At 61.3% G+C, this 23234-nt stretch carries 17 protein-coding genes and 1 pseudogene; 15 read left to right on the top strand and 3 right to left on the bottom strand.

What is annotated here, in order from left to right:
• Position 1 precedes the first annotated feature (1 nt).
• The 3 genes from tssK to tagH form a co-directional block, all read right to left on the bottom strand.
• Complete coding sequence (gene tssK / locus HU806_RS24120) at positions 2 to 1336, bottom strand: type VI secretion system baseplate subunit TssK (RefSeq protein WP_186615158.1); 1335 nt, start codon at positions 1334 to 1336, stop codon at positions 2 to 4.
• Positions 1337 to 1351: 15 nt separating this feature from the next.
• Positions 1352 to 1858, bottom strand: a complete 507-nt coding sequence (tssJ, locus tag HU806_RS24115) for a type VI secretion system lipoprotein TssJ (protein ID WP_186615156.1) — start codon at positions 1856 to 1858, stop codon at positions 1352 to 1354.
• A 69-nt stretch (positions 1859 to 1927) separates the two neighbouring features.
• Entirely contained in the window at positions 1928 to 3388 is a 1461-nt protein-coding gene (gene tagH, locus HU806_RS24110; protein WP_186615154.1) for a type VI secretion system-associated FHA domain protein TagH, read from the bottom strand.
• Between the two features lie 402 nt (positions 3389 to 3790).
• Here tagH and tssA point away from each other — a divergent pair, with 402 nt between their 5' ends.
• The 15 genes and pseudogenes from tssA to HU806_RS26925 form a co-directional block, all read left to right on the top strand.
• Positions 3791 to 4816 carry a type VI secretion system protein TssA gene (gene tssA, locus HU806_RS24105; protein WP_186615152.1) on the top strand — a complete coding sequence of 342 codons (1026 nt, stop codon included), beginning with the start codon at positions 3791 to 3793 and terminating at the stop codon, positions 4814 to 4816.
• An 81-nt stretch (positions 4817 to 4897) separates the two neighbouring features.
• On the top strand, positions 4898 to 5413 hold the full coding sequence (tssB, locus tag HU806_RS24100) for a type VI secretion system contractile sheath small subunit (RefSeq protein WP_186615150.1): 516 nt from the start codon (positions 4898 to 4900) through the stop codon (positions 5411 to 5413).
• Between the two features lie 12 nt (positions 5414 to 5425).
• Positions 5426 to 6922 (top strand): type VI secretion system contractile sheath large subunit, encoded by a 1497-nt coding sequence (gene tssC / locus HU806_RS24095; protein ID WP_186615148.1) that lies wholly within the window; start codon positions 5426 to 5428, stop codon positions 6920 to 6922.
• A 159-nt stretch (positions 6923 to 7081) separates the two neighbouring features.
• Positions 7082 to 7570, top strand: coding sequence for an Hcp family type VI secretion system effector (gene tssD / locus HU806_RS24090; protein ID WP_186615146.1), 489 nt, complete (start codon positions 7082 to 7084; stop codon positions 7568 to 7570).
• 81 nt (positions 7571 to 7651) lie between these two features.
• Positions 7652 to 8107: a type VI secretion system amidase effector protein Tae4 gene (locus HU806_RS24085; RefSeq protein WP_186615144.1), complete on the top strand. Its 456-nt coding sequence runs from the start codon at positions 7652 to 7654 to the stop codon at positions 8105 to 8107.
• Positions 8104 to 8553 (top strand): hypothetical protein, encoded by a 450-nt coding sequence (locus HU806_RS24080; protein WP_186615142.1) that lies wholly within the window; start codon positions 8104 to 8106, stop codon positions 8551 to 8553. Before HU806_RS24085 ends, HU806_RS24080 begins: the two co-directional genes overlap by 4 nt.
• Complete coding sequence (gene tssE, locus HU806_RS24075) at positions 8547 to 9059, top strand: type VI secretion system baseplate subunit TssE (RefSeq protein WP_186615140.1); 513 nt, start codon at positions 8547 to 8549, stop codon at positions 9057 to 9059. The genes HU806_RS24080 and tssE overlap by 7 nt, the downstream gene beginning before the upstream one ends.
• Entirely contained in the window at positions 9056 to 10915 is a 1860-nt protein-coding gene (gene tssF / locus HU806_RS24070) for a type VI secretion system baseplate subunit TssF (protein WP_186615138.1), read from the top strand. Before tssE ends, tssF begins: the two co-directional genes overlap by 4 nt.
• On the top strand, positions 10879 to 11931 hold the full coding sequence (tssG, locus tag HU806_RS24065; RefSeq protein WP_186615136.1) for a type VI secretion system baseplate subunit TssG: 1053 nt from the start codon (positions 10879 to 10881) through the stop codon (positions 11929 to 11931). The genes tssF and tssG overlap by 37 nt, the downstream gene beginning before the upstream one ends.
• Positions 11924 to 14614 carry a type VI secretion system ATPase TssH gene (gene tssH, locus HU806_RS24060; RefSeq protein WP_186615134.1) on the top strand — a complete coding sequence of 897 codons (2691 nt, stop codon included), beginning with the start codon at positions 11924 to 11926 and terminating at the stop codon, positions 14612 to 14614. Before tssG ends, tssH begins: the two co-directional genes overlap by 8 nt.
• 88 nt (positions 14615 to 14702) lie before the next feature.
• Positions 14703 to 16640: a type VI secretion system Vgr family protein gene (locus HU806_RS24055; protein ID WP_186615132.1), complete on the top strand. Its 1938-nt coding sequence runs from the start codon at positions 14703 to 14705 to the stop codon at positions 16638 to 16640.
• Positions 16641 to 16658: 18 nt separating this feature from the next.
• A complete protein-coding gene (locus HU806_RS24050) occupies positions 16659 to 17096 on the top strand; it encodes a DcrB-related protein (protein ID WP_186615130.1) in 438 nt (145 codons plus the stop codon).
• Positions 17097 to 17105: 9 nt separating this feature from the next.
• Entirely contained in the window at positions 17106 to 21437 is a 4332-nt protein-coding gene (locus HU806_RS24045; RefSeq protein ID WP_186615128.1) for an RHS repeat-associated core domain-containing protein, read from the top strand.
• Entirely contained in the window at positions 21434 to 22099 is a 666-nt protein-coding gene (locus HU806_RS24040; protein ID WP_186615126.1) for a hypothetical protein, read from the top strand. The genes HU806_RS24045 and HU806_RS24040 overlap by 4 nt, the downstream gene beginning before the upstream one ends.
• Positions 22100 to 22964: 865 nt before the next feature.
• Positions 22965 to 23039: pseudogene (locus HU806_RS26925) on the top strand (DUF6124 family protein); the annotation flags it as partial.
• Positions 23040 to 23234 lie beyond the last annotated feature (195 nt).

Below are 23234 nucleotides of genomic sequence, written 5' to 3'. Positions count from 1 at the left end.
TTTATCCTCGGATCGCCCAGAAAGCCAGGTTCAGCCCTGGGAACTGGCCGGCGATGTGGAACGCAAAGCCGCCGGAGTTGCTCAACTGCTGCCAGTGATCGCTGCCCCGGTCGAGTTCGTAGTAGGTGGAACCGGCGTGGTACGGAAGCTGACGCGGCGCCACCGGCAGCGGCAGGAGGCCAATGCCCGGCAGTTGCAGGTTGACCAGGTCGCGGATGTGTTCCACCGAACCCACCTTGCTCTGCTGGCCGAAGCGGCCGCGCAGGGTTTCGGCCGGCACATCGGCGCGCACCACCAGGATGAAGCTGGCGCTATCGAGCAGGGTCTTGTCGGCCAGCATCGCCACGTGGATGCCGTAGGCTTTCTCGACAATCGGGATCGGCGTGGCCCGGCTGTCGATCAGCATCGACAGGGCCTCGCGCAGGGCCTGCATCACCGGCGCGTAGCTCAGTGCCAAGTCGTCGTGCTGGTATTGCGGGTATTGCTGCGGTCGTCGCCCGGACGCGGTAAAGGTCGAGAATTCCCCGGCCAGGCTCACCAGTTCACTGTAGAAACGCTCAGGGTGCAGCGGCGTCACTTGGCTCAGGTGTTGAATCAACGGCTGGGCACGGTTGACCAGCTGCAACAGCATGAAATCGGCGATCTCCGAGGCACCGCCGGCGCCGGAAGCCACCACGCGCCCGGCCAGGGCTTCACCGCGCTGATGCAGCAGGCCCAGCAGTTCACTGCGAAACGCCGTCAGCGGCTTGGAGGCCGCCACATCGAGCAGCGGTGGGATGTAAGTGTCATCAAGCACCAAAGCGCGATCGGCGCGTTTTTCCTTGATGCGCACCACGCCAATCGCGGCGTAATCGCCGAGGCCATCCTGGGCCGTCAACAAGCGCAGCGCCCGTGACCCCACGGCCACCGGCGCACGATTTTCGAACGGTGCGTTGTCGTCGCGCACTTCGCAGACCTGGCTCACGTAGCGCGCGGCGCCGAGGGCTTCACCTTCATCGACGGTGTCGCGGGCACCGGCACGCTTGAGCGGCAGGGCCAGGTACACCACGCCGTCGCGCAGGCTATCGTCGACATTCAGCGGCGTCGGCGCAAGGTCATCCTGAGGAATGTTGAACGGGGTGCCATCCGGTAACAGGCCGCGTGCCGAAATGATCGCCAGCTTGCCCTGGGCCAACAGGCCCTGGTCGATCAGCAATTCGGAAAAACCCCAGGCGCCGGCCGACAACGGGCGGCTGCGGGCATCGATGAGGTTTTCCAGGTAACGGTCATGCTGCTGGAAGTGCTGCGTTCCAATGAACATGCCTTCCGACCAGACCACGCGATTGTTCCAGGACATGGGGGCTCCGATTGCTTATTGGGCAGGGCTGGATGGGGGGACGACAACGGCGCTGCGTACGGCGCGCACGTCGAGGCTGATCTGGTATTCGGTGTATTGGCGCGCCGGGACATTCATCACCGTGCGCCACAGCGACTGGTCCAGCTCGCGATAGCCCACCAGTATTCCGATGTGACGGGTGGCCGGGTCGAGGTCACGTTGCAGGCTCAATTGTTGGTTGGGCTGGATCAGTACTTCGTCCTGGTCGATCAAGTCGGTGCCCAGCGTTGCCTGGGCCCGTTCGGCCAAGGCGAAATAATCGGCACGGCCAAAGGTCGCGGCATTCTTGAGCTCGAAGATACGCACCCGGACCGGTGCCGGCTGGCCAGTAGCGCCGGGGTTGAGACCGGAAATGGCGTGAAAGTGCAGCTCGACCGCCGCGGTATCGGCCTGGGCCTCTTCGGGCTCGGGTGCGGCCGCATCCTTGGCGCACGCCGTCAGCAGCAGCGCTGTGGCGACGGCGAGTAAAAACCTGGGAATCATCCTGCGTCCTCAATGACGTTTGAGCTATCCGTTGTGTGCGTTATGAAAAGTGTGTTGGCCCGGCGACGCTCAAGGGCGTCGCTGTCGTGTGCTGTGTTCCTCGTAGGCACGGCTGAATTCACGACCGAACAGGTCCTGGAAATCTTCCTGGGCCTCGCGGGAGATGTTGCTGTAGAGCTCAGTGAATTGCTGCCAGTACTGGGCCTGTCGTGAGCCGCTGAAAATGCCCGACAGCCCGCCGGGCTTGCCCATGCGCTCTTCCAACTGCGCCGGTTCGAAACGCGCCAGCAGGTGTTTGATCGCTGCTTCCACGCCGGCCATCACCGCCAGTTGGTGGGCACGCAAATCATCAAAACTGTCGCGTACCGCCACGTCCGGGGCCATGAACGCCTGGTTGCCGTGGCGCAACAGCAACAGCAGCGCCTCGTCGACATTGGGGGCGAATTTGAGCGGGTTGTTTTCCACCGGCTGGATCATCGTCTGCTGGATGCGGAACTCGCCTTTGAGGCTGCTACGGGCGCGCAGCACATCGATCAGGCCCTCGACCATCAGCCGATAACTACGCCCGATGCTCTCCATCTGCGCTTCGGCCTGGGCCTTGTCCAATCGCAACTGATCCAGTCCGGCGCCACGCAGGAAGGCTTGCAGTAGGTCAGGGCCAGCGTTGTCGGCGGAGGGGGTCGCAGGTTCGACGCGGCTGACCGGCGCTTCACGCTGTGGCGTCGGTTCAACCGGTGCAACGACTTCAGCCAGTGGCGTCGGCGGCACGGGAAGGGGCTCAAGCACAGGCAGTGGCGGCACCATGACTGGCTCAGGCAGCGGCGCGACGGGCATCGATGCCACGGGCGCGGGCTTATCGCTGAACAGATCCCAGTCTTCCGGGATGACCGGCGCAGGCGCCACGACCACCGGTTCGATCACCGGTTCTACCATCGGCGGCGGGCTCGGGCGAGGGATCGGCGTAGGCGGACGGAAATCATGCTGCTCGGCCGGCACATGGTCAGGCTGAGGGGCTGGGGGGACGCTGGTCGGGGTGAGGAAATCGAACAGGTCCGGTAGCGTGTCCATGGCCGACACGCCTTGGAATTGCGCAGGCACGGACACGGGCAGCGGCGACGGCGAGTTCACCGGAGCATTCTGGCGTCCCATCAAGGCTTCGAAACTACTGGGCGCTTCGGCAAACGGATTGCTGTCGGTCACCGGCAGGTTGAAGTCCACCCGCGCCTGGATTTCATAGTCACCGATGCGGATCACTTCGCCATCTTGCAACGGCTCGCTGTTTCCTTTGCGCAGGCGAATACCCGCCTTGACCAATTCCACACCATTAGTGCTGTTATCGGTCAAGTAATAGCGCCCATCCTTGTATTGGATAACGCAATGTTTACCCGAGACCAGACGCTCCGGATCCGGCAATACCCAGTCATTATCGGAACTACGGCCAATTGCCATCATTCCCTGGTCCAGCGTCTTTTCAGAACACTGGCCGGGGGTAATCTTGTGATAACTAGTGATAGTCAAACACAGCGGCATTTCGCCTCCTTGCTGAATACTTCTTGTCGGCGGCGATACATCGGGCCTAAGCCACGACCGCGCCAACAAACCTTGCCAACCACCGCGAAACGGCTTTTTGCCAGCATGATTGCTGATCTTAACCGGCTTGCGTGACAAAAAACCTGCATCAGTACCTACTCAGACCTGCGAGTCGCGCGGGTTGTTAAGCACCTCACAACTGTCACATCGGCGAAATAGCTTACCTTGACAACGGATAAGTACTACACCAAAAATGCACAACTTCTTGAATATACATGATGGCACTATAAGATCATTGCGCATTTATAGCGCCATTACCGTCAAGGAACATGTGAAGTTTCATCCGAAACTTTCGTGTGCACTGCCCGACTTCTTCAGCGGGTGATAGGGAGATCGATCCAAGTGGATGTGCCTTTGTTGCTCGCCGCCGTTTCCGCGAATTCGCCTTGCGGCGAAGACTTGGAATATGACGCGGATTTCTTGCGCCTGGAGCGTGATTCCCGAGGCCAGCCCGAGCGCAGCATGGGCGACTCGATTTTGCCCGCCGAGCCCCCTGAATGGCGCAGCATCCAACAGCAAAGCCTGGACCTGCTTGCGCGCAGCAAAGACCTGCGCATCACCCATTTCCTGTTGCAAAGCTCCCTGGCCCTCGAAGGCATTCCTGGCCTTGCCCGCGTATTGACCTTGATCAGCGAATTGCTCAAGCAATACTGGCCTGATCTGCATCCGCGCCTGGATGCCGATGACGACAACGATCCTACCGTGCGCATCAATGCCCTCGCCGGGCTGACGTCGGATGTCACTATCCGCCTGCTGCGCGAAAGCATCCTGGCCCGCTCCCGGACCTTTGGTGCCGTCAGCCTGCGCGCCGCCGCCAATGCCAGCGGCCTGCAAAGTTTTGCCGATGAAAGCCTGGGTGCCGAGCAACTCGCCGGCGCCCTGCTCGACAGCGATCCCGAGCAGTTGGAAATCATCCGCGCCGCCCTGCTGCAAGCCCGCAGCGCCGCCGAAGCCATCGAACAGCAAGTCAGCGATCAGGTCGGTTCCGCCCAAGGCGTGGACCTCGGCCCGTTGAAACAGCCGCTGAAAATGGCCTTGCAGATTCTCGGTCAGTTCGCCCCGCAGAGCGGCGACGGCGCATTGGCTGACCCTGTCGAATCAGACAGCGCCGCGCCGGTTGAATACGCCAGCGCCCCCAGCGCACCGCGCAGTACCGTCCCGGGAGAAATCAACAACCGCGACGACGTCTTGCGCAGCCTCGATCGGATCCTCGCGTACTACACCCGTCATGAGCCCTCCAGCCCGCTGCCGGTGCTGTTGAATCGGGCGAAGAACCTGGTGCACGCCGATTTCGCGGCCATTGTGCGCAACCTGATTCCCGACGGCATGAGTCAATTTGAAAACCTGCGCGGCCCGGAAAGCGAATAAAAAGCGAGCGGATCACGCAGTCACGTCATCGGTATCCCCGATGACGCCAACACCGTCGCTCAAGCGACCAGGAGCAGCAACGTGGCGAAGCAAAGTTCTCAGAAATTCATCGCGCGCAACCGCGCGCCTCGAGTGCAGATCGAGTACGACGTCGAGCTCTACGGCGCCGAGAAGAAGGTCCAGTTGCCCTTCGTCATGGGGGTGATGGCCGACCTCGCCGGCAAGCCTGCCGAGCCTCTGGCACCCGTGGCCGACCGCAAGTTCCTCGAGATCGACGTCGACAATTTCGACTCGCGCCTCAAGGCCATGCAACCTCGCGTGGCGTTCCATGTGCCGAACGAACTGACTGGCGAAGGCAACCTGAGCCTGGACCTGACCTTCGAAAGCATGGACGACTTCAGCCCCGCGGCAGTGGCTAGCAAGATCGATTCGCTGAACAAGCTGCTCGAAGCGCGCACCCAACTGGCCAACCTGCTGACCTACATGGACGGCAAGACCGGCGCCGAGGAAATCATCATGAAGGCGATCAAGGACCCAGCGCTGTTGCAAGCCCTGGCGAGCGCGCCGAAGCCCGCCGACGCTGAGCCCAAGGCTTAAGGACTAACGATCATGAACGATTTGGTACGCGACAATCAGCCCCAGAACCTGGGCGCCACCGAAGAAACCAGCGAGTTCGCCTCGCTGTTGATGCAAGAATTCAAACCCAAGACCGAGCGCGCCCGCGAAGCGGTCGAGACCGCCGTGCGGACCTTGGCCGAACAGGCCCTGGCACAGACCGACCTGGTGTCCAACGACGCCATCAAGTCGATCGAGTCGATCATCGCCGCTATCGACGCCAAGCTCACCGCCCAGGTCAACCAGGTCATCCACCACCCCGACTTCCAGCAACTGGAAAGCGCCTGGCGTGGCCTGCACTACCTGGTCAACAACACCGAGACCGATGAGCAGCTCAAGATTCGCGTGCTCAACGTCTCCAAGACCGACCTGCACAAGACCCTGAAGAAATTCAAGGGCACCGCGTGGGACCAGAGCCCGATCTTCAAGAAGATGTACGAAGAAGAATACGGCCAGTTCGGCGGCGAGCCTTACGGCTGCCTGGTCGGCGACTACTACTTCGACCAGTCCCCGCCGGACGTGGAACTGCTGGGCGAGCTGTCGAAAGTCTGCGCCGCCATGCACGCGCCGTTCATCGCCGCCGCCTCGCCGACCGTAATGGGCATGGGTTCGTGGCAGGAACTGTCGAACCCGCGCGACCTGACCAAGATCTTCACCACCCCGGAATACGCCGGCTGGCGTTCGCTGCGCGAATCGGAAGACTCGCGCTACATCGGCCTGACCATGCCACGTTTCCTGGCGCGCCTGCCGTACGGCGCCAAGACCGACCCGGTGGAAGCCTTCGCTTTCGAAGAAAGCACCGACGGCGCCGACAGCTCCAAGTACACCTGGGCCAACGCCGCCTATGCGATGGCAGTGAACATCAACCGTTCGTTCAAACACTTCGGCTGGTGCTCGCGCATCCGTGGCGTGGAGTCGGGCGGTGAAGTAGAAAACCTGCCGGCCCACACCTTCCCTACCGATGACGGCGGCGTGGACATGAAGTGCCCGACCGAGATCGCCATTTCGGACCGCCGTGAAGCGGAACTGGCGAAGAACGGTTTCATGCCGCTGCTGCACAAGAAAAACACCGACTTCGCCGCGTTCATCGGCGCCCAGTCGTTGCAGAAACCGGCCGAATACGACGACCCGGACGCCACCGCGAACGCCAATCTGGCCGCGCGCCTGCCGTACCTGTTCGCCACCTGCCGCTTCGCCCATTACCTGAAGTGCATCGTGCGCGACAAGATCGGTTCCTTCAAAGAGAAGGACGAGATGCAGCGCTGGTTGCAGGACTGGATCCTCAACTACGTCGACGGCGACCCGGCGCACTCCACCGAGACTACCAAGGCCCAGCATCCATTGGCTGCCGCTGAAGTGATCGTCGAAGAAGTCGAAGGCAACCCGGGGTACTACAACTCCAAGTTCTACCTGCGCCCGCACTACCAGCTCGAAGGGCTGACCGTGTCGTTGCGCCTGGTATCGAAACTGCCGTCGGCCAAGGGCGCATAAAAACCAGTTGGAATGGGCTTTCCTGTGGAGGCCCTTTGTGGCGAGGGAGCAAGCTCCCTCGCCACAGGGTGGTCCACAGGAGATCTTCATTGAGTTCACAGATTTCGCAAGGTCGGCGTCAATCAAACAACGTGGTTAGAAACCACACAGGGAGAAAACATGGCTGTTGATATTTTCATCAAGATCGGCGACATCAAGGGCGAGTCCATGGACAAGGTCCACAAGGACGAGATCGACGTCCTGAACTGGAGCTGGGGCATGTCCCAGACCGGCAACATGCATGTGGGCAGTGGCGGTGGCGCGGGCAAGGTGAGCATCCAGGACCTGTCGCTGACCAAGTACGTCGACAAGGCTTCGCCGAACCTGATGATGCACTGCGCCAGCGGCAAGCACGTCGACAAGGTCAAGCTGACCGTGCGCAAGGCCGGCGGCGAAAGCCAGGTCGAGTACATGATCATCAACCTGGAAGAAGTGCTGATCACGTCCCTGAGCACTGGCGGTTCGGGCGGCGATGATCGCCTGACCGAAAACGTCACCCTGAACTTCGCCAAGGTGCTGGTGGATTACCAGCCGCAGAAAGCCGACGGCACCAAGGAAGGCGGTCCGGTCAAGTTCGGCTGGAACATCCGCCAGAACGTCAAGGTGTAATCGAACACGCCCCCGGTGTCATGCGCCGGGGGTGTTTGGTGCTTGCTCGCAACCAATCCCTTCCCTTCCGGTGTCTGAGTCATGGCCAAGCCTGCGTTTATCAATTTGTGGAAAGCCTATTCCGATTTGCTGGCCACCCATCCCGACGCGAAACCTTGCGACGGCCCTTGGGCGAACCAGTGCGCGATTCGCATGAGCATCACGCTCAATACCGAACTGACCATCAAGGTCAACAAGTCCACCTACACCGAACCCAAATGTGCCCATGGGCATGCGCGTGGGGCCGAGTCATTGGCAAATTGGCTGTGGAAACATCATCTGGGCCGCCCGTTGATCCTTGGCGGAACGGCCGCGGACCGGCGCAAGCTGCAAGACAAGACTGGCCTGATTTTCTTCAAGGACTGTTTCCAGCAAGTGGGAGAAGCCTCGGAAGGTCGCACTGGCGATCATATCGACCTCTGGAACCGTGGCCTGACCCTCGGCTATGACGATCCGGCCTATCGATCCCGAGCGATCTGGTTCTGGGAGCTCGTATGATCAAGGCCCATTGCGCGATATGGGTCGGCTGCCTGTTGACCAGCCTGACCGCCTGTGCCCAGCAGCAATCGCCATCGGCAACTTCCTCCGTCCCGGTGGAGCATGTCGTCTCGATGGGCGGGCAAACGCTGACACTGGAGAACGACCAGGCGCGCTGCGCGCTGCGCAAACCCGACCAGACCCTGATGCCACTCGACTTGGCCTGGCCCTGCCAGTTCAGGGTCGATCGACAAGGCAAACCCCACGTCGAGACCTTCGGCAAGGTGCCTATTGTCATCGTTGTCCATGTATCTGCTGGCCCCCATAACAATCAGGAGTGTCGCTCCGAGTATCGCGCCATACGCCAGATCAATGGACAACTCGAACCCTCGATAATCGCTCGTACTGCCAGCTGCATGACTGGCACAGGCGACCAGAAGAATTACACGGCCCTTTTCACGTGGTAACCGAAATCGCCACCCGCGATCGCCTGCAACCGTCCCTGCTGGACCGGCTGACCGACGACGATCCGAGCAACCCCAAGGAAAGCGCCGACAAGCGTGTGCTTTCCCTGACCCAGCTGAAAGCCTCGGTGCTGCGTGACCTGGCGTGGCTGCTCAACACCACCTCTTTGCTTGACGCCGACGCCACGCTGCATACTCCGGCGGGCACCTCGGTGGTGAATTTCGGGCTGCCGGCACTGGCGGGCAACAGCGCTTCGAACATCGATGTTCCCGCGCTGGAAAGCCTGATTCACCAGGCCATCGCCACGTTCGAGCCGCGCATCCTGCGCCACACCCTGCGCGTGCGCGCCCGGGCAACGGCCGAGATGAACCATAACGCCTTGAGTTTCGAGATCGAAGGCGACCTCTGGGCCCAGCCGGTGCCGCTGCGCCTGATGCTGCAAACTGACCTGGACCTGGAAACCGGTCATGTGCGAGTGGTCAATGCCGACCAGCGGAGACGGCCATGAACCCGCGCCTGCTCGAGCTTTACAACCAGGAACTGCACCACGTGCGCGAAAGCGCGGCGGAGTTCGCCAAGGAATACCCGAAGATCGCCAGTCGGCTGACCCTGGCCGGCATGGACTGCGCCGACCCCTACGTCGAGCGTCTGCTGGAAGGCTTTGCCTATTTGACGGCGCGGGTGCAGCTCAAGCTCGACGCCGAATACCCGACCTTCACCCACAATTTGTTGGAAATCGCCTACCCGCACTACCTGGCGCCGACGCCGTCGATGACCGTGGTGCAGATGCAGGCCGATCCGGACGAAGGCTCGCTGAGCAGTGGCTTCCCGCTGCCCCGCGATACCATCCTGCGCGCCGCCCTGGGTCGTGAATCCCAGACCTGCTGCGAGTACCGCACCGCTCACGCGGTGACGTTGTGGCCGTTGCAAGTCAGCCAGGCCGAGTATTTCGGCAACCCGTCCGCCGTGCTCGGGCGCCTGGCCGCCAGCGAACCGAAAGCCAAGGCCGGCCTACGCCTGACCTTGCGCACCGGTGCCGAGCTGCCGTTCAACAGCCTGGCCCTGGACAACCTGCCGCTGTACTTGAGCGGCGCTGACGAACAACCGTTTCGCCTTTACGAACAACTGCTGAGTAACGCCTGCGCGGTGTTCGCTCGCCAGCCGGGCGGCGATTGGGTCGAACGGCTGCCGCAGGATGCGTTGCGCTCCCAGGGCTTCGATGACGCCGAGGCCGCGCTGCCAGTGGTGCCGCGGGCGTTCCAAGGCTATCGCCTGCTGCAGGAATATTTCGCCCTGCCGCACCGCTTCCTGTTTGTCGATTTCACCCAGCTCGGCCGTGCGGTCAAGCGCTGCGATGGCCAGGAGCTGGAATTGATCGTGCTGTTCGACCGCCACGATCCGAGCCTGGAAGGCAGCGTCGGCGCCTCGCAATTCCTGCCGTTCTGCACGCCGGCGATCAATCTGTTTCCCAAGCGCCTGGACCGCATTCACTTGTCGGACCGAGTCAACGAACACCACGTGATCGCCGACCGCACCCGGCCGATGGATTTCGAAGTGCATTCGCTGACCGGCCTGACCGGTCATGGCACCGGGCCGGAGCAGCCGTTCCTGCCGTTCTATGCGGTGCGCGACCCGTCCCGCTATGGCCGCGACCAGGCTTACTACACCGTACGGCGCGAACCGCGCGTGCTGTCCAGCGATCAGCGGCGCAATGGTCCGCGCTCGACTTACGTCGGCAGCGAGACCTTCGTCAGCCTGGTGGACAGTCAGCAGGCGCCGTATCGCAACGACTTGCGCCAACTGGGCGTCACCGCTTTGTGCACCAACCGCGACCTGCCGCTGTTCATGAGCGTGGGCAACGGCAAGACCGACTTCACCCTCGCCGACAGCGCGCCGGTCGGCGCTGTGCGCTGCGTGGCAGGTCCCAGTCGGCCACGGGCCAGCCATGCCCACGACACCAAGGCCTGGCGGCTGATCAGCCAGTTGTCGCTGAACTACTTGTCGTTGAGCGAACAAGGCCAAGGCGCCGCCGCCCTGCGTGAACTGCTGCGCCTGTACGGCGACAGCAACGACGCGGCGCTGCAACTGCAGATCGAAGGCCTGCGCGAAGTCAGCAGCAAGGCCTGCACCCGGCGCTTGCCGATGCCTGGGCCGATCGTGTTCGGTCGTGGCCTGGAGATCACTCTGGAATTCGATGAAAACGCGTTTCGCGGCACCGGGGTGTTCCTGCTCGGCGCCGTGTTCGAGCGCTTCCTGGCACGCTACGTGTCGATCAACAGTTTTACCGAGACGGTGATCCGTACCACCGAACGCGGCGAGATCATGCGATGGAAAGCCAAGCCCGGACGTCGTCCGACCCTGTGAGTACCCTGGAGGCGATGCACCAGGAACCCTGGGAATACGACTTCTTCCAGGCGTTGCGGCGCATCGAGTGCGAATCCCCCGAACTGCCGCGCCTGGGCCATTCCCTGCGCCTGGCCGATGACCCGTTGCGTCTCGGACAACAGGCCGAATGCACCTTCGCCCCGGCGACTTTGGCCTCGGTACAACCGGGCGTTGACGGCACGCCGGCGCGCCTGGAGCAATTCTTCTTCGGCCTCGGCGGCCCCAACGGCCCGATGCCGCTGCACATCACCGAATACGTGCGCGAACGCCAGCGCAACAATGGCGACAGCACCAGCAAACGCTTTCTCGATGTGTTCCATCACCGCCTGCTCAGCCTGTTCTACCGGGCCTGGGCCGAAGCACGGCCGACCGTCAGCCACGACCGTCCGGACGACGATTATTGGTCAGCACGCCTGGCGGCACTCAGCGGCCGGGGCATGCCGAGCCTGCTCGATCAGGGGCTGATCCCCGACACGGCGAAGCTGCATTACAGCGGCCACCTGTCGGCGCAAACCCGCTACCCGGACGGCTTGAAGGCGATTCTCGGCGAGTACTTCGGCCTGCCGGTGGAGATCGAAGAATACGTCGGCCAATGGCTGGAACTGCCGGAGCGCAGCCGCGTCGGCATCAGCGCCCATCAACTGGGCGTGGATTTCTGCCTGGGCCGTTTCGTCTGGGATCGCCAGCACAAATTCCGCATCCGCCTGGGCCCGCTCAAGCTCGTCGACTACATGGGCATGCTCCCTGGCAGCCAACCGTTCAACGAACTGGTGGCCTGGGTCGCCGAATACCTGGGCCATGAACTGGACTGGGATCTGAATCTGGTCCTCGAGCAGCCCGAAGTCCCGGCGCTACAACTCAATGGGCGCTTCCGCCTGGGTTTCAACACCTGGCTGGGACGCCCCGAAACAGATGCCAACGATCTAATACTGGCCCGGCATTACGCCGATCAGGCCAACACCTCACAGACCTCAAGGAGCCATGAGCATGGGTGAAATCAGTCGCGCCGCGTTGTTCGGCAAACTCAACAGCGTGGCCTACAAAGCCATCGAAGCCGCCACTGTGTTCTGCAAGTTGCGCGGTAACCCTTATGTGGAACTGGCCCACTGGTTTCATCAGTTGCTGCAATTGCAGGACTCGGACCTGCATCGCATCATCCGCCAGTTCAACATCGAGCCGGCGCGCCTGGCCCGTGACCTGACCGAAGCACTGGACCGTCTGCCACGGGGTTCGACGTCGATCACCGATCTGTCCTCCCATGTAGAAGAAGCGGTGGAACGCGGCTGGGTCTACGGCAGCCTGATGTTCGGCGAGAGCCAGGTGCGCACCGGTTACCTGGTGCTGGGCATCCTCAAGACCCCAAGCCTGCGCCACGCGCTGCTGGGCCTGTCGTCGGAGTTCGACAAGGTCAAGGTCGAAGCCCTGAGCGAGCGCTTTGACGAATACGTCGGCGACTCACCGGAAAACGCCCTGACCGCCAGCGACGGTTTCAACGCCGGCGCCGTGCCGGGCGAAGCCAGCGGCGCCATGGCCCCGGCCGCCATGGGCAAGCAGGAAGCCCTCAAACGTTTTACCGTCGACCTCACCGAGCAGGCCCGCAGCGGCAAGCTCGACCCGATCGTCGGCCGTGACGAAGAGATCCGCCAACTGGTGGACATCCTCATGCGCCGCCGGCAGAACAACCCGATCCTCACCGGTGAAGCTGGCGTGGGCAAGACCGCCGTGGTCGAAGGCTTTGCCCTGCGCATCGTCGCTGGCGACGTACCGCCGGCCCTCAAGGACGTTGAACTGCGCAGCCTCGACGTTGGCCTATTGCAGGCCGGCGCGAGCATGAAAGGCGAATTCGAGCAGCGCCTGCGCCAGGTCATCGAAGACGTCCAGGCCTCGCCCAAGCCGATCATCCTGTTCATCGACGAAGCCCACACCCTGGTGGGTGCCGGTGGTGCCGCCGGCACGGGCGATGCGGCCAACCTGCTCAAGCCGGCACTGGCTCGCGGCACCTTGCGCACCGTCGCCGCCACCACCTGGGCCGAGTACAAGAAGCACATCGAGAAGGACCCGGCCCTGACCCGCCGTTTCCAAGTGGTGCAGGTGGCGGAGCCGTCGGAAGACAAGGCCCTGCTGATGATGCGCGGCGTGGCCTCGACCATGGAAAAACACCACCAGGTGCAGATCCTCGACGAAGCCTTGGAAGCCTCGGTCAAGCTGTCCCACCGCTATATTCCCGCGCGTCAGCTGCCGGACAAATCCGTGAGCCTGCTGGACACCGCTTGCGCCCGCGTCGCCATCAGCCTGCACGCCGTGCCGGCCGAAGTGGACGATAGCCGTCGGCGCATCGAGGCGCTGGAAACCGAGTTGCAAATCATCGCCCGTGAACACGCGATTGGCATTGCCATCGGCACCCGCCAAACCCAGAGCGAAAGCCTGCTGGCCGCTGAGCGCGAGCGCTTGGCCGAGCTGGAAAGCCGTTGGGCCGAAGAGAAAACCCTGGTGGACGAACTGCTCGCCACCCGCGCCACCCTGCGCGAGCGCGTCGGCGTGGTGGACAGCGAGGACAACAGCGAAGCTTCTGACAACGAAAGTCACCAACTGCGCGAGAAACTGGTGGACCTGCAACAGCGCCTGACCGCCCTGCAAGGCGAAACCCCGTTGATCCTGCCGACCGTGGATTACCAGGCCGTGGCCTCGGTGGTCGCCGACTGGACCGGTATTCCGGTGGGCCGCATGGCCCGCAACGAACTGGAAACCGTGCTCAACCTCGACCAACACCTGAAGAAACGCATCATCGGCCAGGACCACGCCTTGCAGATGATCGCCAAGCGCATCCAGACCTCCCGCGCCGGCCTCGACAACCCGAGCAAGCCGATTGGCGTGTTCATGCTCGCCGGCACCTCCGGCGTGGGCAAGACCGAAACCGCCCTGGCCCTGGCCGAAGCCATGTACGGCGGCGAGCAGAACGTCATCACCATCAACATGAGCGAGTTCCAGGAAGCCCACACCGTGTCCACCCTCAAGGGCGCGCCACCGGGCTACATCGGCTATGGCGAAGGCGGCGTGCTGACCGAAGCCGTGCGGCGCAAACCGTACAGCGTGGTGCTGCTGGACGAGGTGGAAAAAGCCCACCCGGACGTGCATGAGATCTTCTTCCAGGTGTTCGACAAAGGTGTGATGGAGGACGGCGAAGGCCGGGTGATCGACTTCAAGAACACCTTGATCCTGCTGACCACCAACGCCGGCACGGAGCTGATCGCCCAGGTCTGCAAGGACCCACGGAACGTGCCCGAGCCGGAAGAAATCGCCAAGGCCCTGCGCCAACCGCTGCTGGAGATTTTCCCGCCGGCATTGCTCGGACGCCTGGTGACGATTCCGTACTACCCGCTCAGCGACGAGATGCTCAAGGCCATCACCCGCCTGCAACTCAACCGCATCAAGAAGCGGGTGGAGACCACTCACAAGGTCGCGTTCGACTACGACGACGCAGTGATCGACCTGATCGTCTCGCGCTGCACCGAAACCGAAAGCGGCGGCCGCATGATCGATACCATCCTGACCAACAGCCTGCTGCCGGACATGAGCCGCGAGTTCCTGACCCGTATGCTCGAAGGCAAAGCGTTGGCCGGCGTACGGATCAGCGCTCGGGATAACGAATTGCAATACGATTTCAGCGACGCGGCCTGACCTGCAGGAACGCGATAACCATGTGGGCGCGCTTGCGCCCACATGGAACTCGGCGCCGTCAGCTCATACAACTTGCACGGGACACTCGATGTTATTCAACCAAGCCTCACGCCTGGCAAAAATCACCAGCCCCCTGGGACCCGAGGTGCTGTTGCTCAAGGACATGGGTGGCGGCGAAGAGCTGGGGCGGCTGTTCAACTATGAGTTGCAGTTGCACTCGCTGGACAACGCCATCGATCTCAACCAGGTGCTCGGCAAGCCCATGTGCGTGAGCGTTCAACTGGATGGCGGTGGTGAGCGACATTTCCACGGCATCGTTGCGCGTTTCAGCCAAAACATCGACCAAGGCCAGTTCGCCAGCTACCAGGCCACGCTGCGACCCTGGCTGTGGCTGCTGACGCGTACCTCCGATTGCCGGATTTTCCAGAACCTGACCATCCCGCAGATCATCAAGCAGGTGTTCCGCGACCTCGGTTTTTCCGACTTTGAAGACGCCCTCAGCCGCCCGTATCGCGAGTGGGAATACTGCGTCCAGTACCGCGAGACCAGCTTCGATTTCGTTAGTCGCCTGATGGAACAGGAAGGCATCTACTACTTCTTCCGCCATGAGCAGGGTCGCCATGTGCTGGTGCTCGCCGACGCCTATGGCGCGCACACCACCGTGCCCGGCTACGGTTCGGTGCCCTATTATCCGAAGAACGAGCAGCAGCGCGAACGCGATCATATTCACGACTGGCACCTGGCCCAGGAAGTTCAGCCCGGCTCGCTGGAGCTTAACGACTACGACTTCCAGCGCCCCAGCGCCCGCATCGATGTGCGCTCGGCCATGCCCCGGCCGCACGCCGCTGGCGATTATCCGCTGTACGACTACCCCGGCACCTATGTGCAAAGCGAAGACGGCGAACACTACGCCCGCACCCGCATCGAAGCCTTGCAAACCCTGCATGAGCAGGTCGAGCTGGCGGGCAACGCCCGCGGCCTGGGTTCGGGGCACCTGTTCAGCCTCACCGGCTTCACTCGCCAGGACCAGAACCGCGAATACCTGATTGTCGGCGCGCGTTACTACGTCTCCCAGGAGAGCGGTGAATCCGGTGTCGGCGCGCCTTCGGCGCAATTCGAAAGCAGCCTGACCTGCATCGACGCCCAGCAAAGCTTTCGCCCGATGGCGATTACCCACCGCCCCATCGTCAAGGGACCGCAAACCGCCTTGGTGGTCGGCCCCAAGGGCGAGGAAATCTGGACCGATCAGTTCGGCCGGGTGAAGGTGCATTTCTATTGGGACCGTCACGACCAGTCCAACGAAAACAGCTCGTGCTGGATCCGCGTGTCGCAATCCTGGGCGGGTAAAAACTGGGGCTCGATGCAAATTCCGCGCATCGGCCAGGAAGTCATCGTCAGCTTCCTCGAAGGCGACCCGGACCGGCCGATCATCACCGGCCGCGTCTACAACGCCGAGCAGACCGTGCCCTACGACCTGCCGGAAAACGCCACCCAGAGCGGTATGAAAAGTCGTTCCAGCAAGGGCGGTACGCCGGCGAACTTCAACGAAATCCGCATGGAAGACAAAAAAGGCGCAGAGCAGTTGTACATCCATGCCGAGCGCAACCAAGACATCGTGGTCGAGGTGGATGAAAGCCATTCGGTGGGCCACGACCGCAACAAAAGCATCGGCCACAACGAGACGGTGACCATCGGCAACAACCGGCTGCGTATCGTCAAGCAGGAGGACATCCTCTCGGTGGGCCAGCGCAAGACCGACAGCATCAGCCAGAGCTACGTCATCGAAGTGGGCGAGAACCTGCGCCTGGTCTGCGGCGAAAGCATCCTGGAGCTCAACGCCAGCGGCCAGATCAACCTGACCGGCGTACAAATCAGCTTCTATGCCAGCGGCGATGCCGAGTTCAACACCGGCGGCGTGCTGCACCTGAACAACGGCGGCGGTCCCGGCGCCACCCCGGACGGCCAGGGCGTCAAGGCGAGCATCGACGCCAACGTCGCCGCCGCGTTCCCGCCGCCCAAGGGCTAACCAGGAGATAGATGCCCCATGACTTATCGTCTCAACGAATTTCAATTCCAGCTACCGCCCAGCGAACTGCTGGACGCCTCGATCAACATCCTCAAGTTCCCCGAATTGGGTACGTCCTTGATCGTCAGTCGCAGCCTGTTGGCCGAGGGTGAAACCTTGCAAAGCAACCTGGATGACCAGCTCAAGCGCCTGGAAAAACAAGTCCAGGACCTGCGCTGTCAACCAGGCGCCACGTTGCGTGTGGGGGCGAATCAGGAAGTCGAAGCCATCGAACTGCGCAGCCAGTTCAACAAGGGCAACGAAAAGGTCTTTCAGTTTCAATTGGCGCTGGTTCTGCCAGGTACTCGCAAGATGCTTGCCTTGAGTTACGTGAAGGCCGAGAAGCTGGGGGATGCTGAGGCGGCACATTGGGCGACGATCAAGGGCTCGCTGATATTCGACGCTCCGGCCGGATGAGCAACGTGCATGTCTGACGCACTCTGGGCCGCCCGACTGGGCGATGCGTTGAACCACACCTCGATGATGGCCGACATCCTCGGCGGCGTCCTGGAAGTGGCGGCGAACATCGCAATCACGGCTGTGGCGACGGCTGCCGTAGTGGCGGCCACGGGTATTACCGTGGTCACCGGCGGGCTGGGTTGCTTCGTCCTCGGTCTGGTGGTGGGCACGATTGTCGGCCTGGCCATGAGCAAGACCGGGGCCGACAAGGGCCTGAGCAATATATGCGAGGGCATCGGCAACGCCCTCTTTCCGCCCACGGTACAGGCCAACATTCTTACCGGCTCCACCGACACCCTCACCAACAACATCCCCGCCGCTCGCGCCGCCGGAGCGATTGAGTCCCACGTTGCCCCCGCCGGTACGGAGCTCGAGGCCCCCGAGCCTGAAGAAGAACCCAGCTACCTGGACATGGCCGGGAATTTTTTCTCGCAGATGTGGCGCCCCACCGTTGCCTCGCCCGCCCCCGGCGCCGTGCCCAAGCCGGAAGACTTGGTCATCTGCATGAAGCACCCGCCGATGCCGCCGCAGTTCATGGCCGAAGGCTCGGACAAAGTCACCATCAACGGCCAGCCCGCCGTGCGCAGCGGTGATCGCAGCACCTGCGATGCGACGGTGGTGTCGTCCGGGCTGATTTCGCCGGATGTGACCATCGGTGGCGGTTCGGTGGTGGTGCGCGAGATTCGCAGCGGCAAGACGCCGGGCGTGGGCCTGGCGGTCACCGCGTTGCTGATGCTCAAGGGCGGCAAAGGCAAGTTCTTCAGCAAGCTGCCGTGCATGTTGGTGGGCGGCGCGGTGTCCATGGCCGCCAGCAGCGCCGCGAACGCCGCGGCCAACGCCGCCATGGGTTCTTCGAACCCGGTGCACGCTGCCACCGGCGCCAAAGTATTGGGCGGTGACGAGGATCTGGATTTCGTCTTGCCTGGCATCCTGCCGATTAACTGGCAACGGGTGTACAACAGCCGCGACGAACGCCACGACAGTTTGTTCGGCGCCGGCTGGAGCGTCGCCTATGAAGTCCAAGTGGAAATCCTGCCCCACCTCGACGGCGGCGAAACCCTGGTCTACACCGACGAACAGGGCCGCCCCGTCGACATGGGCTCAATCCCCTTGGGCGGCGCGGTGTTCAGCGCCGGTGAAGGCCTGGCGGTGCGCCGTCATGTGAACGGGCAACTGTTGATCGAAAGCGAAGACGGCCTGTACCGGTTGTTCGAACCTTCGCCAGGAAACGCATCACGGCTGCGCCTGAGCCAATTCGGCGACCGTAACGACAACCGCATCCACCTCGACTACGACGATGCCGGGCGCCTGGTGCGGCTGCGCGATACGTTTGATCTGGTGCAGGTCGAGCTGATCCGCGAGCACGAACGGATCAGCCGGATCGAGCGTCTTTATCCTGACCAACAGCGTGAGGTGTTGGTCAGCTACGCCTATGACGCGGCGGGCAACCTTGCCGAGGTACGCGACGCCGGCGGCCAGGTGCAACGGCGCTTCAGCTATGACGCCGGGCAACGCATGGTCGAACACCAACTGCCCACCGGCCTGCGCTGCTTCTACGAATGGGCGTTGATCGAAGACCGGGAATGGCGCGTGGTCCGCCACTGGACCGACGAGGGCGATGCCTATCAGTTCGACTATGACCTCAAGGCCGGCATCACCCGCATCAGCGACAGCCTGCAACGCGTCAGCATTCGGCACTGGAACAGCCAGCACCAGATAACCCAGTTCAGCGACAACCTCGGCCAGACCTGGCTGTTCGAGTGGAACGATGAGCGCCAGTTGCTCAGCGCTACCGATCCACAGGGGGGGCAGTATCAATTCAGCTACGACGAAGCCGGCAACCTCAGCCAATCCAGCGATCCGCTCGGACGCATTGAGTCCGTCTTATGGCTCGATCATTGGTCGCTACCGTTAGTAGAAACCGACGCCGCCGGCAACAACTGGCGATACGAATACAATCGCCGCGGCAATTGCATTCGCGAAACAGACCCTCTGGGCCTCGTCACCCGATATCGCTACAACGCTCACGGACAGATCACAGAAATTGTCGACCCCACCGGCAAAAGCAACACCTTGCGTTGGAACGCTATGGGGCGGCTGGCTGAACATATTGATTGCTCCGGCTATTCGACAAAATTCAGCTATGACCATCGCGGTTATCTGCAGGTCATCACGGATGCGCTCGGCGAGCGCACTGTCTATGAACATGACACACGCGGCCGCCTGCTGCGTTATCAGCTGCCCGATGGCCGCGTCGAACAATACTTGCGCGACGCAAGCGGTCAACTCACCCGTTACATCGATGCGGCCGGTCACACCACCGTCTATCAGCACGATGGTCGCGGACACGTTCGCCAACGCATCGACGCCCATGGAAGGTCGGTTCAATTCAGCTACGACGCTTATGGACGCCTCCAGGCGCTAACCAACGAAAACGGGGAAAGCTATCGATTTGCCTGGGACGCCGGCGACAGGATGATCGAGCAACAGGACCTGGATGGCAGCGCCCGACTTTATGCCTACGATAAGCTGAATAACGCCATTCGCGAAACACACTGCCCTGCCCCTTTTGGCCAGGGTATGGCGCTGGTATCCAACAGTCCCATAGAGCCCATCGTTCATCACCTTGAGCGAGATGCGGCCGGGCGGCTGATTGGCAAAGTGACGGCAGACGGCCGAACCGCGTACACCTACGATGCAGTGGACCAACTCATTGCCGTCACCTTTACAGACAATCAGGGCAACCAAAAAGACCTGAACTTTGCCTACGACGCCATCGGCCAACTGCTGGAAGAGCAAAGCTCGGCTGGCTGCCTGCGGCATCATTACGATGAGTTGGGCAGCCTGATACAAACGCAGCTGCCTGACGGTCGTCGACTCAATCGGTTGTATTACGGCAGCGGCCATCTACATCAACTCAACATCGACGGGCAACTGATCAGTGATTTCGAGCGCGATCGATTGCATCGTGAAGTCCTTCGCACTCAAGGACGACTCATCACTCGTAGCGAATACGACCGGGGCGGACGTGTGCGCTCGCGCCTGCAACGTCATGCGGACCAGTCGACACTACTGCCACCTGTGGCGCAGAAACAATTCAACTACGACCCCAATGACAACCTGATCAGTCGCTTCGACCAGACGCCCAGCGGTGATCGCCAACGGCTGCTGCACTACGATGCGACGGGGCGCATTCTCGCCAGCCAAGACAACATCCAGGGCCCGAGCGAAACCTTCGCCTACGATGCTGCCGCCAACTTGCTGGATGGCCCACAACCCGGCGCCGGGCTGGTGGTGCATAACAAATTACTGACCTATCAGGACAAGCGTTATCGTTACGATGCCTTTGGCCGGATGATCGAAAAACGCAGCGGTGGCCATCGGGTACAACGCTTTTTCTACGATGCCGAACACCGTTTGATCGAGGTGCATAACCGCAGCGATTCCCAAGATACGGTCGTCCGAATGACCTATGACCCACTGGGTCGTCGGACGGCAAAAACCGAACATGACAGTCGTGGTTATCCACTGGGTGAAACACGCTTCATCTGGGACGGTTTGCGGCTGCTTCAAGAACACAAACACAGCCAGTGCAGCGTTTACCTCTACGACACGGAAAGCCACGAACCCATCGCCCGAGTGGATGGTATCGGTGCTCAACAGAACATCCACTACTACCACAATGATCAGAACGGGCTACCCGAGCAGCTCTCGGACGCCAAGGGCGACATCGTCTGGCAAGCGCGCTACCGCGTGTGGGGCAACACCGTTGAGGAAGTGCGTGAGCCTCACTACATCGAAGAACAGAACCTGCGCTTCCAAGGCCAGTACCTGGACCGAGAGACGGGCCTGCACTACAACACGTTTCGCTTTTACGACCCGGATATAGGGCGGTTTACGACACCCGACCCCATCGAACTGCTGGGCGGAATCAATCTCTATCAATACGGCCCCAACCCGCTCGGCTGGATAGACCCCTGGGGCTGGTCATGCCACGGCAACTCAAAAACCAGTCGCAAACCGCAACATGGTTACGAGATCGTGGACACGCGCACGGGTAAAGTCGCCAAAACCGGCGTGAGTGGCGGCAAGATAAAAACAAACGGAAAATCCGTACGCGCCGAGACCCAGGTGAGGAAATGGAACAACGAACCGGGTAACACGGGACGTTACGAATCCAGAGTCATCAAAAAGGTGCCGGCCGGCCCAGGTGCTCGTTGGAAAATCGAGCACTGGGAGCGAAGAAACGCAAATCGACGCAGGCAGGAACTAGACCCAGCGAGGCATTCAAGACCATGATCTTAAAAGAAATTTACCTGTACCCCGACCTGGGCGAATTCAGCGACGACATTATTCATCCGTTTCGCGACCAAAGCCGATCGATCTGCAATTTTCTTGAGCGCCACCTGAGTGCAGAAAAATTCGAAACGCCCAACTTCAAGAAAATCTGTTTTGTCGGCACCCGCCAAACCGTCAACGAGCCCTATGTAAACTCCAGCGGCGCGCTCATCGTCAATGTCAGCCTGGATACCGAACAGTATAAAAAATGCACATCGGTCAACGAGCTCAATGAGTTCTTTATACAACGGTTGTTGGAAGGCCTGGAAACATGCCGCCCGCACATAGCGTTGCCGCTTGATCTGCTGAAAAACGCAATGGATGAGTTCCGCCGCAACCACTATAAAAACGAGTGGACCTTCAAGCAGAAAAAAATAAAAGGGTCGGACTATGTCTGCGCCCTGGAGTGCCAGTTAACCATCGACTGCTTCCTCATGAACCTCAAGGTCTTGAGGAAAGACACACCGGTGCTCGACAAAGAAATCATGCGAACCGCGCCCGACGAAATAGCGTTCGGTCCGTACCTCAAAGACCTGAAGGAAGAAGGCGGCAGAATAAAAGTCGTCGACAAGTCGGGCGTGGCTTTCTACACCACCACGGTGTCTAGCCTGGACAAGCTTTGACAGCTATCCAAGGAGCGACGTGCCGTTGGCCGACGAGCGCTGCATCGCATTGATCATGGCCCCCGTTACAAACGGGTGAAATGCCGATGCGCGAACGCCACAGGATTTGATCCGAAACGCAAATCCCGTGGCGAGGGAGCTTGCTCCCGCTGGGCAGCGCAGCAGCCCCAAATAGGCCGTCGCATTCCTACAAAAAACTGCTGCGCCACCGAGCGAGAGCAAGCTCCCTCGCCACGGTCTGCATACACCTTGAATCCTGATATGTGCTGCCGCCTTCGCGAGCTAGCTCGCTTCCACAAAAAATTGGCGGCAGGCTCTCCACTGTGAGGCCCAGCCCGAACTCCTTAAGGTGTGCTGCGAGTTAAGAAAAAATCAGAAAAACCGCCTCAACTGAAGATTTTCTTGGCTGTCTTAAGAAAATCCAAGGACCGCTCACCCTAGGCATCCAACAATGATCGAACGGTTTTCATCGCGGGAGAACCAAGTGCTCAATAACGTCGACCTGTGGCGAGGGAGCTTGCTCCCGCTGGGCTGTGAAGTGCTCCCCAAAACTGGCCGACCGCATTCCTACAAACGAACCGCACAAATCGGTTTACGACGGCTGCGCCGCCGAGCGGGAGCAAGCTCCCTCGCCACGGATCGCGTCCACGTAACGAGCAGGTGTGTAACGGGGCTGCCGCCATCGCAAGCAAGCTCGCTCCCGCAGTGGATTGGTGGTGGATATCCGTTCTATGGAACTCAGCTTGAACGTTTCGAGTTAAGAAAAAATCCGCGAAACTTGTTCAACTGAAGATTTTCTAGGCGCACTGAAAGAAAACCTGGGCCCAAAGAAAAAAACTAAAGGTTTTCTCTAGAACGGTTCTACCTCGGCATCCAGCAACTGATCGAGCTGAGTTCAATGCTGGCCAACCGTGTGCTGGATAACGTCGACCCACGCTAATCGCGACACCACCAACCCGTGGCGAGGGAGCTTGCTCCCGCTGGGTGGCGAAGCCGCCCCAAAACAGACTGACGCATTCTCCAGATAAACCGCATGAGCCGGTCTACGACGGCTGCGCCGCCGAGCGGGAGCAAGCTCCCTCGCCACGGATCGCGTCCACGTAACGAGCAGGTGTGTAACGGGGCTGCCGCCATC

Source organism: Pseudomonas sp. SWRI154 (assembly GCF_014268645.1).
Taxonomy (GTDB): domain Bacteria; phylum Pseudomonadota; class Gammaproteobacteria; order Pseudomonadales; family Pseudomonadaceae; genus Aquipseudomonas; species Aquipseudomonas marvdashtae.
The sequence above is the reverse complement of the archived record's forward strand: the minus strand, read 5'-3'. Positions and strand labels throughout refer to the sequence as shown.